This window comes from Marinomonas posidonica IVIA-Po-181, from assembly GCF_000214215.1.
Classification (GTDB): Bacteria; Pseudomonadota; Gammaproteobacteria; order Pseudomonadales; family Marinomonadaceae; genus Marinomonas; species Marinomonas posidonica.
In genome coordinates, this window is the sequence record NC_015559.1 from 2,438,703 (window position 1) to 2,454,958 (window position 16,256).

The 16,256-nt window shown below is 45.8% G+C and carries 9 protein-coding genes; 1 reads left to right on the forward strand and 8 read right to left on the reverse strand.

Annotation, left to right across the window (positions count from 1 at the left end):
• Nucleotides 1-88 precede the first annotated feature (88 nt).
• The 4 genes from MAR181_RS11360 to MAR181_RS11375 form a co-directional block, all read right to left on the reverse strand.
• Entirely contained in the window at nt 89-463 is a 375-nt protein-coding gene (locus MAR181_RS11360) for a transposase (RefSeq protein WP_144011237.1), read from the reverse strand.
• Nucleotides 464-592: 129 nt separating this feature from the next.
• Nucleotides 593-9,544 carry a two-partner secretion domain-containing protein gene (locus MAR181_RS11365; protein WP_013796737.1) on the reverse strand — a complete coding sequence of 2,984 codons (8,952 nt, stop codon included), beginning with the start codon at nt 9,542-9,544 and terminating at the stop codon, nt 593-595.
• A gap of 507 nt (nt 9,545-10,051) precedes the next feature.
• Nucleotides 10,052-10,879 carry a 5'-nucleotidase, lipoprotein e(P4) family gene (locus MAR181_RS11370; RefSeq protein ID WP_013796738.1) on the reverse strand — a complete coding sequence of 276 codons (828 nt, stop codon included), beginning with the start codon at nt 10,877-10,879 and terminating at the stop codon, nt 10,052-10,054.
• A 253-nt stretch (nt 10,880-11,132) separates the two neighbouring features.
• A complete protein-coding gene (locus tag MAR181_RS11375) occupies nt 11,133-11,591 on the reverse strand; it encodes a GNAT family N-acetyltransferase (protein WP_013796739.1) in 459 nt (152 codons plus the stop codon).
• Between the two features lie 386 nt (nt 11,592-11,977).
• Here MAR181_RS11375 and MAR181_RS18100 point away from each other — a divergent pair, with 386 nt between their 5' ends.
• A complete protein-coding gene (locus tag MAR181_RS18100; protein WP_013796740.1) occupies nt 11,978-13,231 on the forward strand; it encodes a GGDEF domain-containing protein in 1,254 nt (417 codons plus the stop codon).
• 214 nt (nt 13,232-13,445) lie between these two features.
• Here MAR181_RS18100 and MAR181_RS18105 read toward each other — a convergent pair whose 3' ends face one another.
• From MAR181_RS18105 to apbC, 4 genes are read right to left on the reverse strand one after another with little or no spacing between them, the layout of a single operon-like run.
• Nucleotides 13,446-14,075 (reverse strand): hypothetical protein, encoded by a 630-nt coding sequence (locus tag MAR181_RS18105; RefSeq protein ID WP_049782724.1) that lies wholly within the window; start codon nt 14,073-14,075, stop codon nt 13,446-13,448.
• 6 nt (nt 14,076-14,081) lie between these two features.
• Nucleotides 14,082-14,528, reverse strand: coding sequence for a CobW family GTP-binding protein (locus MAR181_RS18110; RefSeq protein ID WP_049782725.1), 447 nt, complete (start codon nt 14,526-14,528; stop codon nt 14,082-14,084).
• Between the two features lie 26 nt (nt 14,529-14,554).
• Complete coding sequence (gene dcd, locus MAR181_RS11390) at nt 14,555-15,145, reverse strand: dCTP deaminase (RefSeq protein ID WP_013796741.1); 591 nt, start codon at nt 15,143-15,145, stop codon at nt 14,555-14,557.
• A gap of 9 nt (nt 15,146-15,154) precedes the next feature.
• Nucleotides 15,155-16,237: an iron-sulfur cluster carrier protein ApbC gene (gene apbC / locus MAR181_RS11395; RefSeq protein WP_013796742.1), complete on the reverse strand. Its 1,083-nt coding sequence runs from the start codon at nt 16,235-16,237 to the stop codon at nt 15,155-15,157.
• Nucleotides 16,238-16,256: the final 19 nt, after the last annotated feature.

Below are 16,256 nucleotides of genomic sequence, written 5' to 3' on the forward strand. Positions count from 1 at the left end.
CTGCTTCCAATCCCTATTTTCATAAAATCCGTTAATAATTGGGGGCAGAGTAAAATTAAACCACTAGGATTAACAACACCGTTATTTTTTACGCTAAGCCTTTATTGGCAGTTAAACGAATACCTTCTAATAATTTACCATCTACCTGATACTGACACATATCTCGATACGCATTACACCACTCTTCTTTTGTTTCTCCCAATGGTTGGTAGAGTTCATGGGGTATCAGTAGATCACTATTGATACCTAAACCGTTGCATTGATAGCTCGACCAAGAATAATCTGCAGGATCTTTCACCATATCCGCCCTAACTGGGTTGAGCTCAATATAAGGGTACAAATGGAAAAGGTAGTCTTGATTTTGTACTAAGCAAGATCGAAAACGCCCTTCCCATAAGGAACCAGTTCGCTGATAGGTATAATTAAAATATCGAACGTATTGTCTGCCCAGCAACGGCATCATTTTTGAAACGCAAGTCGTACTTGATATGACTGGCTTTGAGAGGTGGGTGTCTTGGTAAATTTGTTGGAAATTTATATTCTTAAACATCAACAATTCACTAGTCTATATTATTAAATAAAAACTCCAATGTTAGGGTGAGGTCATTCCCTTAAAGCCAGTTGATTTTGCAGAATCTAAAAATACCTTCATCCAATCATCTGCTTTTATATCATCACTCTCCTCCCCGCTTAGGATCGTATCGATCCCTAATGTCAAAGAATTACCCGCTACATCTTTTACATAGTCTGCTGTAGCGTTTGGCGCCCGAACCCTAGATAAAAATATATTACTCATAATATTACTCCCAACATCAATAACAACCCCTTTCGCGGTATCTGCATCAGACGTTAGAAAAGCTTCTGCGGCCCCCTTTACAACATCTGCAGCTGTAGAGGCGCTCACAAAAACGGTACTAAGTATATCGGTACCAATTTTAGCGTGCGCGTCATAGTAAGCATCAGTTTTTATAATCGCCTTAGCCTCAGAATACACTTTCGCACTTTTTGGCTTATTTCTATCAGTACTAAATGTGAGATGGTCCCACAAACTTGGACTATATCTATCTATTGCACTTTCTTTTGCCTCTGAGCCAGCTGGCAACGCAAATGGAATCTGATAATCTAGAATAGCATTCTCCCATTTTGGGGTATTAGAAAACTCAAGGGCTAACATCTTTTTAACTGTCTTTACGTCCCCATCATATTTTTTCATATTTTCATTCACAAAAGCCTCTAAGTAAAAGCCTAGTTCCTCTAACTCCTTACTAGACATACTATCAGGGTCGTTCTGATACTTATTTTTTAACTCATCACTTCGTTGATGAACGAATTGAAGATCGACATAACGCTGAGCATTATTCGACTCATGTAAATTTTCAGCAGCAGCTATGGTTTCCTCTTCTGAGTAAGGACCTAAGAAATTATTATCCACCGCATTCTCGGCTAGTTGCCCTGTACTCACGGTATCCGCGCCATTGCCTGTAGTGGCACCAACAGCGGTGGACGCCGCGCCAATGACGGCGGTAAGGGTTTGTTTTTGTTCGGCGGTCAGATCATTTGGATCACTGCTGCCATACAGCCATTGAGCTAAGGCTGGAGCGGCGGCTTCTGATCCGGCGGCCGCAATGCCTGCGGTAGTGGCATCATTGCCTCCTTCTGCGGCGACGGCGGCGGCGAGAATGCCATGTGCTAAGACGTGAGCCGTTTCTTGTCCAGCATTCAGCTGACCATTGTCATTCTCAGCGGCCAACCCTTTGAAGTATTGCCCTATGCCATAAGCAACAGTAGGCGACGCGGCCGCAGCCAATTGACCTGAGACGCTGTCCGTCGGAGCGGTCAAGCCGGCACCAATGGTGCTGGCTAATAAGCCATAAGCCGTCAAAGCTTTACTTTGATCCTCGTATTCCTCTGGACTCATCTGATCTTTGTTTTTCTCTAATGCTTCTTGCTTGGACAGGATCATGCCTTTGATCTGAGAGACAGTCCCATCAAAGTTTTTCTTCGCATCACGTTCGCTGTTCACCAGCGCTTCCACTTCCGCTTGGTTAAAGTTGTTTTGCAAAGCGCCGCTGTTGAGGTCTGCGTTGTCAGTATTGGTGGTGGTTTTCACGTCAGCCACGGCGGCGGCGACGCTTTTGCCTGTTAGCTCGGTTTGTTGGTCCTCATCGGTAATGACAAGGCTCGCAGTGTTAATGCCACTTTGGGTGGTACTCTTTCGATGGTCGCTAATCGAGCCATAGCCCATATTTTTAGAGAAATTGACTTTAGATTCTGCATTTCCTGCGCCACCACTAGTGTCTGAGGCGCTAAGGCTCATGTCGATACCAAAAGACGAACCACCAAATTCAGCGTGGTTTTCTAGGTCACGTTGGGTCAGAGTGCCCGTACTAAAACGGTTATTGCCCGCTTCTTCTGCGGCATCGGTTGAGGTAATGAGACCACCAACTAGGTTGGTGTTGCCCGCGACATTAATTTGATATCCCTGATCCCCTGAGGTGATGCTGCTTTGTTGGGTCACACTGGCATAATCGGAATGGGTTTTAGAACGGTTGTAGTTAATACCTCCGGTGAGTGTGTCGGTGGTTGTTACAGTTTGGTCTGGGCCTGTGCTAGTGCTACTGCCCATACTAAGGGAGAGACCGCCCCCTTCGCTTTTACTGGTGCTTTTAGCGGTATCTTGCAGGCTAATGACGTCCAGCTCTTGGGTATTAATGGCGACTTTATCACCATGAAGGTTACCGCCCTCTAGAGTGAGTTTTTCACTGTTACTCTTTAGTGAACCAGCGCTTAAACTACTATTGGTGTATTGTGTACTCTGGCTATGACTGCTGCTTTTGCTGGTATTCACGCCAGCGGATCCAGAAACACTCCCCATATCAAAACCACTACTAAAATCACCGCCCAAACCAACAGTAACACTGGCACTCACGCCTTTACTCGTGCTGCTGGTTTCTTCTGTGTAAGTGTTTTTACCGGCTTTGATGTCGATGTTTTTCGCGTTGGCTTCTAATGTGCCTTGCGCCGCAATCGCGGAGCCTTCTACGGTGAGGTTATTATCGCTGTTCAATGAGGCGTTATTGCCAACACGAATGCTTGAGCCATTCCAAGTGCCTTGGGTGGCAGTGAGACTACTGCTGCTTTCTTGTATGCTCGCGCCTGCGGAGGCGGTAAATCCCATAGTCCCTGAATTGGCAGCGGCACTGGCAATGGCCGTTACCACAGCAAGCTCGGCCGTTTTAACCGACTTTTTGGCCATTTTCAATTTGATGTCATAAGCATCTAAATCGCCTTTTGGCATTTTGCCGTCTTCAACTTGTTGCTTCGCCTCGTCATACGCTCTTTGGGCTTTTCTCTCTTGTGACTTGGCGTAATCTAATGTTTCCCCTGCTGTATAGGCATCCGCATACGCGTTTCGAATCCCAACCGTCAGTGTCTCAACTTTCTTTTTATTGGTCTGCGTCGTTATGGTTTCATCCTCACGACCGCCCACCAAGATATTGTCGGCTTTGATATTGGCGTCGTTCTGGACCGTCACGTCACTGGCAATAATCCCGACGTTTTTCTTCGCGGTAATGTTGAGGTTGCCCACTTGGACATTAGAACCACGCCAAGTGTTAGATTGCGTGGTGGTTTCTTTGGTTAGATCAACAACAGACACTTCGGCGACGGTCAGTTCTAGTCCTTCTGGTGGCTTTTCCTCTTTTTCCTTTTCTTCTGCACTATCATCGTCATTTGACGCACTGTCTTGCTCGCTATTTTTCGCCAGCATAGGACTGGCTTCGACAGAAACCGCTTCGTTTCCAACATTAGAGCCATCTCCCGAGGCAACCGTTGTGGTGGTATAAGATTCCGTCACGATCACTTGATTTTGCGCCGCATCAAAGGTGACATTGTTTGCACTGATGTTGGCCGTGTCCGCGACCGAAATGTCGGTCCCGATAAACGTGACGTCTTGTAACGCATCAATATTGAGATCATTAGACGCTAACGTAGAGGTTTGATGTGTTTTAGAGTCGGTTCGTTTCGAGCGGGCTTCGCCAATTTTTATTTGAACGCCGTCCCCGCCCCCAATAGAAGAAACAACAGAACCGACAACCGCAATCCCTTTCGCAAGGTCTTTCAACACGCCACGGTAACTTGAGGAAGATTCATCCCATTCGCTGCTTTGCAAGACTTTCGTGCCAACCGTGATGTTCCCTGCTTGTTCGCCGTCGGCGTTCACGTATTGCCCTTGGGCGTTCTGCGTTACCGCCTCGGTGCCAATGGACAAGGTATCATTGGCTGCCAGAGTCGATCCTTCTAAGGTGATGTTGCTGCCGCTGTTTAAGCTGACATTGCCAGCGCCAATAAGATCACTGGTGACCGCCGTTTGTTTGATCGCGCCTTGGTCTTTGGTTTTGACTTTAAAAGTGCCTTTTTTCTGTTCCTGGTAACGGTTGGACGTTTGATCTACGGCACTCAGCAGCTGGATATCACCGCCCGCTTGCAAGCTAATGTTGCCATCCGCGCTGGCTTTGGAACCCGACAACACCAGATCATTCCCGCTGGAGATGCTTATGTTTCCAGCAGAAGCGAGGTTGGTGCCTTGATTGGACAGGCTTTCCGACGTCGTGGTCGTGGTGGAACGTTTAGACCCAAACATACCTGACTTTTTCTTCTTCACTTGCTCATAGGATGAGTTGCGCGCCGTCTCCGTGGCCAACACCACATCGCCGCCTGCGACTAATGCAATGCCCTCATCACCGCTCAAGTTAGAGCCTTTGGAGATGATGTCGTTCTGGCTTACCAGAGTCAAAGCACCGCCAGCAATCAAATCCGTGCCGATGATGCTTTCATTATGACTGCGTTTTTCAGTGGAATTACCACCGCCGCCCACAAAGCTGTGGTTATCCTTGGTGTCTTTTACTGCTAATAGATCGATGTTGTCAGCGGATAAGGTCAGATCTTCTTGCGCATTCAGCTGAGCGCCTTCACTGGTTAACGTGTTACCCGCGCTGAGCTGGATGTTAGCGCCAGCCAAGCTGTTGACTTGGTGATTAACAGAAGCTTTGCTTGTTTGGCGCTGATCACTACTTTGTGAATAACTTGAGCTGTCAGCCACACTACTCAATACTAAATCGTTACCGGCACTGATGCTTAAGGTATCTTCGGCACTTAATTGAGACGCTTCACTGGTAACGTCATTGCCTGCAATAAGTTGAATGTTGTTGGCAGATAGTGTGTTTGTTTGATGTTGTGTCGTGGCTTGCTGATAATAGTTTCCAACACCTTCAGTCTCAGTCACCGCTATGCTGGAAAGCGTCAGGTCATTACCCGCTTGTAATGATAGTTGCTCTTCAGCATTAAGGTCATTGGCTATTAAATTAATGTCATTGCCAGCGTTCAAGATAACATTACTACCTTTTAAACTGGCCGTTTGACCCACTAAGGTTTTCGTACCAAAAACCGACTGAACCTCTTCTTGTTGGGTCTCACTGGAGATATCACCGCCAGCCGCCAAACTGAGCGTGCCCTTGGACTGCATACTGCCTGAGTTACTGATGTCGCCTGTCGCTTTCAGGTTGGCACTTGCACCAGCACTAATAGCACCACTGTTGGTAAGATTATCACCACTTAGGGATAAGTTGGATTTAGCAACGATACTGCCAGAGTTAGCAAGATCACCGTCTACTTGGATGTCTATATTATTGGCCGCGACTAAGGCTCCATCCGGCCTTAAGGTCATATCAGTGGAATTGGAAAAATAAACTTTAGGCACTAACACATCTTGCGGGCCAGATGGTGTTTGTACCGTCTCGGTGACCATCCAAACGATCGGCTGTTTCAATTTAGCGACTTGACCATCGGTGAGTTCAACCCCTGTACTCAATTTAAGGTCTTTATATTCCTTTAAGGCATTATTCATCAAGGTGGCATAAGTCGACTCAATATCTACTTGATCAGGCAAACTTTGAAGTCCTGTATAAGACAGAATCTGATCACGAACTAATTGTTGTTCTAAAAAACCATCCCCAAGACGAGAGGCGGTTTTGCCGGTTCTACCTTGGCCATCGCCTATCGTCTTATTCAACAAGTAATCGGAGGAAATGAAGGTCTTATAGTTAGTAAATAATGAATTGGTTTCAATTAGATAACCTGAATCAGGCCGTTGGGAGGAAGCAAACTGCGCACTTCGAATGAAGTCTTCTACCGAAAGATCGCCAAAGATGGCGTTTTGACGCTGTTCTATGATTTCCGAACGACTCAGTTCTTTCGATACCGTATCGGCAGAACCAACATTCTGCAAACTGCCGCCTTTGCCTGTGAGGTTTTCTCCGGCACTAATAATAGAAGACTCGAGTAAAATATCATTAGTATTGCTTGCTTTATAAGGTTTTGAACTGCTTTCAATTATATCGGAGACATATTTATAACTAGTGCTTCTATTACCTCCATCAATATCTTTTTTTTCCCTAACCCCAAAAGAAAATGGTGAATAACGCTTTTCAGTTTCTTCCTCCCCTAAATCAGTAACAGTTTGTATTAAAATAAGCGGTATATTCTTTTGCTCTCCTGTAATATTTACATCAATAATGCCATTTATTACGGACGCGTTATTTTCTAAATCACCGATAATATCGATGATACCGGACGAATAGATTTCGCCTTCTGAAGAGATAGACCGAATATAAGGCGTTACAATTGTTCTCTCGAAGTCATAATGCTTTTGGCCGACTAATCTAACATTACTATTATCTTTAAATCTATTAACAGCTGATTCATATTTATATCCAGTTTGAGATGTCCGCCCGGCATAATAATAAGAGACTCCTTCATGCTTTTTTTTAGATCCCCCCCCCTCACGAATCACATAAACCTTACCGGACTCCGTTTTATCCTTGGTCTCAGTTCGATAACCAATCTCCCACGAGGTTCTTTTATTAATTAATTTACTCGCATCAATGGTTAAATCCCCGCCACGAGCTTCAATACTGGCCGAGCTGTTGGTCAAGTTTCCTTTTGCATACAATTTGCCACCGCCCAAGCTAAACAAGGACGCCCCGTCGTAGTTATTGAGGTTACTATTAGACGAGAGATCGAGGTGTTTATTGGCCAGAATCAAGCCACTGCTGCCCTTATTTAATAGGCTATTGGTATTCAAGGTAACCCGATTAGCCCCAATAGATCCGTAGTTAGTGAGGTTACCTAGGGTCAGGTTGAGAGTGCCATTTTGTGCGGTAATCAACCCAGTGCTGGCATTGGTCAAGCTACCAGAACGAGGATTCGATGCCTCATCCGTGCTTTGAGTGGTGTGAATGTTGTTTTGCGCTTCTATTTTGGCGTTGTTATTGGTTAACGCACCATGCCAGTCTAGGGTGATACTGTCGTTCGCTCGTATCAACGCGTTTTCGGTATTTTTTAGGTTTTGACTGGATAAGCTGATGTCTTGTGCCGATTCGATGTTCGCGCCGGTGTTGATCAAGTCGGTAGCGGCGGCAATGGTCAGGGTATTATTAGCACTCAGGCTGGCCCCATTGGTATTACTCACCTTACCTTGTGTCGCGGTGAGGGTCAGATCGCCCGTTGCCGCCATCTTACTGGTGCTCTTGTCATTATGAATGGCCGTTGCTGTGACCTTCACCTGCTGCCCCTTCAAGGCACCATGGTTGTTCAGTGGTCCGGTAGCGGAAAACACACCGTCACCATCCAAGCTGCCAACCTGGATGTCTAAAGTGCCGTTTTCGGCCAACATTAGGCTGTTGGCCGTGTTGCTAAAGCCTTTGAATAACAAGGTCGTGTTATTGACGGCTTCAAGGGTACTGTCCGTGTTGGTCAGTTTTCCCTCCGTCTCTAAGGTCATGTTGCTGTCGGCGTGAACTAAAGCGCCGTCTTTATTTGTAACGTCACCTGTGATGTTGAGATCGAGTTTGTCCGTTGAGTAGACTTTCCCGTTTGCTGTGCTGTTGGTCAGAGCATTGGCGTTAACAATGATGCCTTTGCCCGCTAAGATGCCTTGGTTATCCACTTGCCCTGTCGTGAGAGTCAAGGCGCCATTTTGTGTTGAGAGGCTCCCTGTATTGGTGAGGCTTTGTGCTTCGATGTTCAAGGTCTCTAAGGACTCAATGGCCCCGGTGAGGTTGGTCAGCTGCCCTTGTGCTGTTATGGTTAATTGATCATCGGACGCGATGGTAGCGCCATCCTGATTGGTTAGGTCCCCCGTGGTGGTGAGCGTCAATTGATCCACAGCGAAAATCTGGCTGCTTTCCCCAGTATTGTTTAGGGTGCTGGTGTCGACCTTAAGTGTCTTCCCTGCGACTGTGCCTTGGTTCTCAAAATGGTGGCTGGTTAGGCCCACGTCTCCGTTTTGACTAAGCAGTTTGGCACCATCAAGATTCTGTAAGGTTTGTGTTTTCAGGGTTATCGCACTGGTGGCTTGGATGGAGGCATCCGCCCCCTTGTTGGTCATTTCTTCTGTACTGTCTATGGTGAGACGATTGGCCAGAATGGCCCCTGTGTTCTCGATGTTATTGGCCTGAATCTTAACCGCATCAGCACTTAAGGTGGCACTGTGAACAAGGTTGCCTTGGGTATCCAACACCATGTCGTCGACGGCTTTGACTTCACCGCCCAAATTGACCCCTAAGCCTTTTTCGGTGCCAATCAAGCGAATGCGGTTGGCGTACATGCCGCCAATCGCAGCAACGTCCAACGCGAATTCTTCCCGTTCCCCATTGGATCGAGCGGTGACGGACTTGTCTTGGTAGTTAATGCGGTTGTCACCGGTAATGATGGTGACGTTATCGGCCCAGAGTTTGGCATTGAGTTTGACACTGCGCGCCAAGATATCCAATTCGTCCGTGTTGGTATCGTTTAGCCCCTGACCGGTAATGGCGATGTCGCCACGGGACACATCAAAGCCCGACAAGCCACCCGCACCATCAAACAAGGCTTGCCCTGTGGTCAAGGTGCCACGGGTAGTATTGATGAAACCACAGCCATTACAGGTGATGCCATTTTGGTTGGCGATGATCAGCTCTGCGGACTTCCCTGCGATTTCCATGTAGCCGTTCAAGGCACTGCGACTGTTGCCGGTCACTTCATTGAGAATGATGCTGGCGCTCTTGCCCCCTAAACGGGCATTGCCGTCTATGTAACCAGCGAGTTCGGTTTTGGCGATGTCGGTGGCGTTGTTAAAGATCAGACCTTTGCTTTCGACATTGAGTGTTTCATATTCGTTACGAGACACCCCTTTTGAAGAAGGCGCATTGATGTTGACGATTGGAATGCCGCTGGCTGAAGTATCAAATGCTGGTGCATGTGCGCTGTTTGAGGCAGCAGTCGCACCCTGTGCCAACAAGACACCAGGCGCAGACAAGTAAGCCGACAACATAATCTGAGCGATGTATTTTTGGTTTCGTCGGCAAGACGACAAAAGTGAAACATGAGAAGAGGATGAAACAAGCTTTAGGGGCCGTGTTTTATAAGAAGCACGGCGAACAGGCTTTTTTGGCCATGGAACAACATCAGAAATGCAATGTTTGATGACTCGCCGTAACGTCAACATAAATCTCTTCCCTAAGTTTATACTTTCTTTCAATACAGTATGATTTCAGCAACATCAACCATGTTATCTGCTCAAAATTGAGCAGATAACATGGCACTGACTTTATAATCATGCGCTTTAACGTATGGAAATTTCGATAAGGCTCAGCAACAGAGATTGATCTCCCTCACCTGCAAAGAGGGGAAGACGAGCAAGGCTAAAAAATACTATGCACTTGGTCAAATGACAAAAATCCGCTTTTTTACCTAAAAGCCCACATTACTTACTTTAACTTACAGTATTTTACATAAAAATAGGAAGAGAACAATTTCTATTATGAAATTAAAAGTAATACTTATAGTTTTTACCTTTGTAACATTTGAGCCCGAACCAAACACATTTCCTCACAATGTGTGGCGTGAGCAAAGGTAAATGACCATTAGAATTCGGCTAACCGTCTTTTACCTTTGCCCTGCCAGACATTATTTTTCAGGAATAGAAAAGCCCTAAATGCCTCGTTAAATACAATTACTTAGCTGGGTGCCATACGTGCAATTTGGACTTGCGCATGCGATCTTTTTCGGCAGCAGTAGCCCCCCAATTTCCGTTATAGACCTTGCCTTCCCAATCCCCATAAGCAGGGTTCGGTAAAACGATAAACCTGGTACCAAATAGCGCCTTATTCTTTTCTACCGCCGCATCACTCTCGGCAAGGCTTTTGGTTCTAAAGTCATTGGAGAAATCATTCAGGTTATCCCCCATGAACAGGGCAATATCATAGTTTTTCGCCACAGCGTCACGGCGCGGCTCTTTATTACTGGTATCGGTTCTTAGCATCAAATGTTTGTCATCTACATTAGGAAAGCCCAGCGCCTTTAGGTTTTTACGTGTGCCCTCTAGCCCCACTATTTTTCGGTTGGTTACGTAAAATACCTCGGCGCCCTTGCTTGCCACGTAATTCAGAAAATCCGTCGCGCCCGGCATGGCCTTCGCATCTGCGGCTGCCATCCACTTGCTCCAGGTTTTACTTGAATAACCAAAATCCTTACCAATTAACCAGGCTTGATAATCGCTGTTGTCGATGACCGTTTCATCAGCATCCACCACCACAGCCACTTTTTTATTGCCTTTATGCTTATCAAGATAATGATCAAACTGCATTTTAGCCAAGTTAAAAGCTTGATAAGACATGGCTTTATATTCAGCCGATGCCTGCATCCACAAGGTCGACATCACCAACTGTTCATTTAAATCTTTGGTGTTGTAATCTGAGTCGTGTGCTAAGGCTGGCAGGGAAACACTGCCCGCTAATAGGACAGTAGATAGCATAACAGTACGAAAATTCGTAAAAAACATGCAAAACTCCTTGGTTATATGAATCTTTCGAGAAATAGATAACGCCTCAAAAAAATACACCTTATCGCAAAATCTGTCTTCATCTTTACACTTATCAAAAGGCACTTTATAGGCTCCAAACAACCAACCTCGACAAAAGAAGTTTACCTTTTGGATCAATCAAAAAGCCCGATGAGAGATTAAAAAAATTGGAGGATTACTAGAAAAAAGTGAAAGGCTTGCTCAATGGCAAGCGGCTTATGTTAAAAGCGGTTTATTTTAAAAGCACCTTATAGAGCCTCAGCCCATCTTGGTGCTGGATGCCATTTTCAAAAATGGGCTCAGGATAGTGAAGTAAGAAGTAGTCTTTCAGTACGGCGTCCACGCGAAAACCAAGACGCTGGTAAAATGTCAGTTGGTGGCCAAATGTGCCAGTGCAAAGCACTACATGCTTGATTCCCTTACTCGCTAGTTGAGATAGAACAAAGGTTAACAGGGCTGTACCAACACCTTGACCTTGATACTCTGGATACACGGAAATATTGCATATTTCAGCAAGATGATCGGCTTGAGGTTGAGGCTTCACCACACACGCAGCCAATAGGCGTTCATTATCGGATGCCGTAAAGCACCATGATTCCGATAAATAGGATGAAACACTCGCTTCTGAAGGATCGGCTTCAAGCAATAAATTAAGCGGAATCTGGCGGCGTTTAACTTCGATGCATTCCATTTTATCCCCCAAACTCAAACACACATGAGTCAGGCTAAAACATGATGATTAGGTGAAAAGCGGTTTAATTGTGCTCTTACCCTTTTATTTACCCCATTTCATGATATATGTATCTATCCGAAGAATGATTATCAACTACACTCAGTAACAGCCTCATCAAGATTTGAACTGCGTGAGTAAAAATCAATGCATTACCTAAGGACAGTGTAAGCAAGTCTACCAGTCATGCAATGAGTAGCGGGTGAATAAGGCTTCATTGTTTGAGGCAAGTTCCTATGTCTAATATGACTATATTGGCAGGGAAGATAACAAGAAATAAAGACAACTTAGGCCATTTTTTGGGGTCTTTATTAAACAAAAAACATGAACATTGTTACGGAGGATTTATGTTTTGGACCGATTATAAGGTATCTCATCTGCCCCCTTTGATGACCCAAAAATGGGATGACATACACACGCCCACTCAGCTCATCCGCAGCATGTTTATTTTGCTGTCTATCTTGGGCAGTGCCATTCTAATTTTTTCCGCCATCACCATTTACTTGGTCTCAAAAACCTACATTCTTGATCGGGCTGAAGCCGAAGCCATCAGCATGAGCCGGTCCTTTACCAACAACCACTATGAATTATTATTAGCTAATGAAAATGCCCAAATTGATATTAGCAACATATCAGAAGACAAATTAGACACTTCATTTCACCAAACATTAGACCCCTTCCATATGATCAAGGTAAAGGTCTTTACACCCGATAGAACCATTGCCTACAGCACAGACAAAACCGTTATCGGCACCATGAATATTGGCAATGAATCCCTTGAAAAAGCATTAACAGGTATACATGTTTCTAAAATGTACAACAAAGAAAGCGAGATGGATTTAGCCTTTGAGAAACATTTTGATATCGATGTGGTTGCGACTTACACCGCCATTTATAACCAATCAGGGCAGATCGCTGGAGCCATTGAAATCTATCAAGATGTCACTCGTTTCCGCGATGACATAAACTTTGCCGTGCTGACTGGCACCCTTATTGTCCTTACCAACCTATTAATTATTTTTTTCATCGCCTATCGATTAATGAAACTTCCTTTGTCGGCCCTGAAAATAGCCCATAATAAATTACAAAAAATGGCAACAAAAGACGGGTTAACGCAGATAAATAACCGCTCTCAAGCCCTATCATTTTTTGAGAAAGAAATAGAACGCTTGAATCAGTTTGGCGGCAAGCTCAGCATTCTTTTAATGGATTTGGATAAGTTTAAATCCGTTAATGATACCTATGGACACCCCGCTGGGGATGAAGTGATCAAACAGACCGCAAAAGCCATTCGAGCAAGCCTGCGCCAAGGAGATTGTGTGGGCCGTTATGGAGGCGAAGAGTTTATCGTTATCTTACCGAATGCAGATGAAAAGCAAGCCTTCGATGTGGCTGAGCGAATCCGTAACGCCATCGAAAACCTTAAGATAGTCTACGATGAAAACACCATTCCAGTTTCAATCAGTGCAGGAATAACGGAGGTGTTCCCAACAGCAGAGGAAGAGGAGCCGGATAGCTTTATTAAGCAAGCCGATATTGCCCTATATGAAGCCAAAGCAAGAGGTCGAAATTGTGCCATCCGGTCCTCTCTTTTAGAGTAAGGTTACGATATAATTTCGAACCTTATTTAAATCATCAAAACGCTCTGTTTTATTTAGCAATACAGGGCGTTTGTCGTGTTAGAGCCACCCATTTTCAATACCACTCCCCCATTCGATGCGTGTTGTTAACAAGATTGCTTGTCAAACAAAATACAACTTATGCTGTTATGGCGCAAAAAGCGATCATCAGCAGACCAAAGCCAATAAGTTAAGGTTAAAAGAACAATGCTTTCTCAATGAGGTGTTTCACTTCTGATAAGGCCTCTTCACTGTCCACAAGGCATTCAATCTTAGATTGCTTGACTTTATCTTGGCGAACAAAATGCTGCTCTGTTTGGGTGATATTACACTCAATGGTGTTGTCGGCATCCAGCTTAAGTCGCCCTTTAAGCCGCCAAAAACCTGAGTGGTTTTTCAGTACAGTGGCAAGGTTTTCTAAAGCAGCTTGTTGAAACAGAACGTCTCCTGCAATCACCCAGCCTATGCTACAAAGCGTTTGATCGCGCTTTTCAAAGACGGTGACCTTGTCATGCTGGATGATGTTGACATCATGCTGATGATCGTGGATATAACCATTTTCATGCTCATGACTGTCTTTATGCTCATGGCTGTCTTTATGCTCATGGCTGTCTTCATGCTCATGGCGGCTTTCATGGTGATGATGTGAATGGTCATGTGCATTGACGTTAATGGAGCCGACCCTTGAATAATCGAGCCACGACAATGAAATCTTACCCTGCACAGAGAAAGCGTATTTTTTCGGATCTTTGAGCTGCGCGACGAAAGCAAGAAATTGATCTTGCTGAGCCTCCGTGTATTGGTCAGCTTTTGACGCGATAAGCACATCGGCTTAGTCGATCTGGTCAAAGAATGCCGGATGGCCTAAGTATCTTGGATCTTGCAGGTTGCGAACATCCAACAAGCAAACTGAGGCTTTGACATCCAGCACACCATGGTAATGTTCGGCTTGTAGTTGCGCCATGATTTGCGCGGGATGGCCAATGCCTGTGGGTTCGATGAGAATGCGATCAGGATTCACCTGTTTAATGAGTGCGTTCAAACCTGTGCTAAACGCCGCCGAAGTCACGCAACATAAACAACCGCCCGGCACTTCTTTGATGCTAGCGCCACTGTCTGCCAGTAACACTCCGTCTATGCCCACTTCACCAAATTCATTGACCAATACCGCCCAGTGCTCACCAGCAGGCACCTTGCTAAGAAGATGGCGAATGAGCGTGGTTTTACCGGCGCCTAAAAATCCGCTAATGATGTTCACTGGAATGTTTTGATAGGTCATGGCGTTTGCTTAGGAATAAATAACCTTTATTGCGATTTATCGCCACTGATGCGACTGCCAACCGCGGATTTCTGATCCTTGTATTTGGCGTTGTCACGTTTGTTGTAAGGACGCTCGGCAGGGCCAGACAAGGTTTCAAAGTTGATCGCCCCTATGGTCATGCCTGGACTCAAGGCAATCGGCAATTTACCCCCATTGAGAAACTCCAATACAATACCGCCACTCCAACCTGGATCAATACGATGAGCCGTCACGTGCACCATGAGACCCAAGCGTGCTAAGGAAGAACGGCCGTCTAACCAACCGACCAAGTCGTCTGGAATTGTGACCGACTCTTTGGTCACGCCTAATACCAATTCACCCGGATGGATGAAAAACGGCTGACCGTCGTCTACCAGAATTTCATCACTCATCACAGACTCAATGACTTTACCTAGATCATCTTTGGAACTGCTCAGGTCAAGATAAGGCGCTGGGTGACCTTGAAACACACGAAATGAATTGCCCAAACGCAAGTCCACCGACACGCCACTGATCACGCTGTTGTCTGGGCGTGGTTCAATCACTATGTCGCCTTGGTCTAGGGCTTTGATTATATCTCGGTCACACAAACGCATGTTACTTCCTCAATCGTCGCTCATGCCAATGGTTGGCATGACAAATTGCTGTTCTTGTTGGTGGGCAAGGGTAGCACCCAACTGACGAGCAATCGACTGATAAATGCCTGTCACCTCGCTGTCGGGGGAATTTACCACAATCGGCTTACCTAAATCACTCTGTTCACGGATCGATAAACTCAATGGCAGCTTGCCCAACACATTCACACCGTACTCTTTTGCCAAGCTGGCACCGCCCTCATCACCAAAGATGGCTTCATGATGACCACAGTTAGAGCAAATGTGCGTTGACATGTTTTCCACCACACCCAAGACCGGAATCTTCACCTTATTGAACATTTCAATGCCACGACGGGCATCCAACAAGGCAATGTCTTGTGGTGTGGTAACAATCACAGAACCTGCCACTGGCACTTTTTGCGACAAGGTCAGCTGGATGTCGCCAGTGCCCGGTGGCATGTCGACAAACAAGTAATCCAAGTCATCCCAATCGGTCTGGGTAAGAATTTGCATCAAAGCACCAGTGACCATAGGACCACGCCATGCTACTGGCGTGTCTTTGGTAGTCAGAAAGGCCATCGACATAACTTGCACACCATGAGCGCTCGGTGGAATAAAGAATTTTTCATCACGTACTTGTGGGCGAGTGCCATCGGCGAAGCCCAACATCATGCCCTGGCTTGGACCATAAATATCCGCGTCCAGAATGCCGACTCGCGCCCCTTCGCGCGCCATGGCCAAAGCCAAATTTACAGTGGTGGTGGATTTCCCCACCCCACCTTTACCCGACGCCACCGCAATCACGTTCTTCACGCCCTTTAAACCAGGCAAGTTAGCTTGTGTCGCGTGTTGTTCGATAGTGTGTTCTATGTCTAAGGTGAGTTCACGAGGGTCGTTTAACGCTTCTTTAATTCGGACTTCCAACGAAGCTTGCTCTTGCGCCGCCGCATAAGGTAACGCTAAGTGAACATGCAATCGGCTGTCGTCGGCGGTGATCTGCCAAACATCACCATAAGCTTGCTGGGTATTGTCATCGATCAGCTTGGCCAGAATAGACATTAGCGTCTGTTGATGGTCGGCTTGGTTTGGCATATTGGCTCCTAACAGCATA

Coding starts and splice junctions, on each gene's coding strand:
- apbC (WP_013796742.1), bottom strand. CDS start 16,237: ATGCCAAACCAAGCCGACCATCAACAGACGCTAATGTCTATTCTGGCC.
- MAR181_RS11370 (WP_013796738.1), bottom strand. CDS start 10,879: ATGTTTTTTACGAATTTTCGTACTGTTATGCTATCTACTGTCCTATTA.
- MAR181_RS11360 (WP_144011237.1), bottom strand. CDS start 463: ATGATGCCGTTGCTGGGCAGACAATACGTTCGATATTTTAATTATACC.
- dcd (WP_013796741.1), bottom strand. CDS start 15,145: ATGCGTTTGTGTGACCGAGATATAATCAAAGCCCTAGACCAAGGCGAC.
- MAR181_RS11365 (WP_013796737.1), bottom strand. CDS start 9,544: ATGTTGACGTTACGGCGAGTCATCAAACATTGCATTTCTGATGTTGTT.
- MAR181_RS18110 (WP_049782725.1), bottom strand. CDS start 14,528: ATGACCTATCAAAACATTCCAGTGAACATCATTAGCGGATTTTTAGGC.
- MAR181_RS18100 (WP_013796740.1), top strand. CDS start 11,978: ATGTTTTGGACCGATTATAAGGTATCTCATCTGCCCCCTTTGATGACC.
- MAR181_RS11375 (WP_013796739.1), bottom strand. CDS start 11,591: ATGGAATGCATCGAAGTTAAACGCCGCCAGATTCCGCTTAATTTATTG.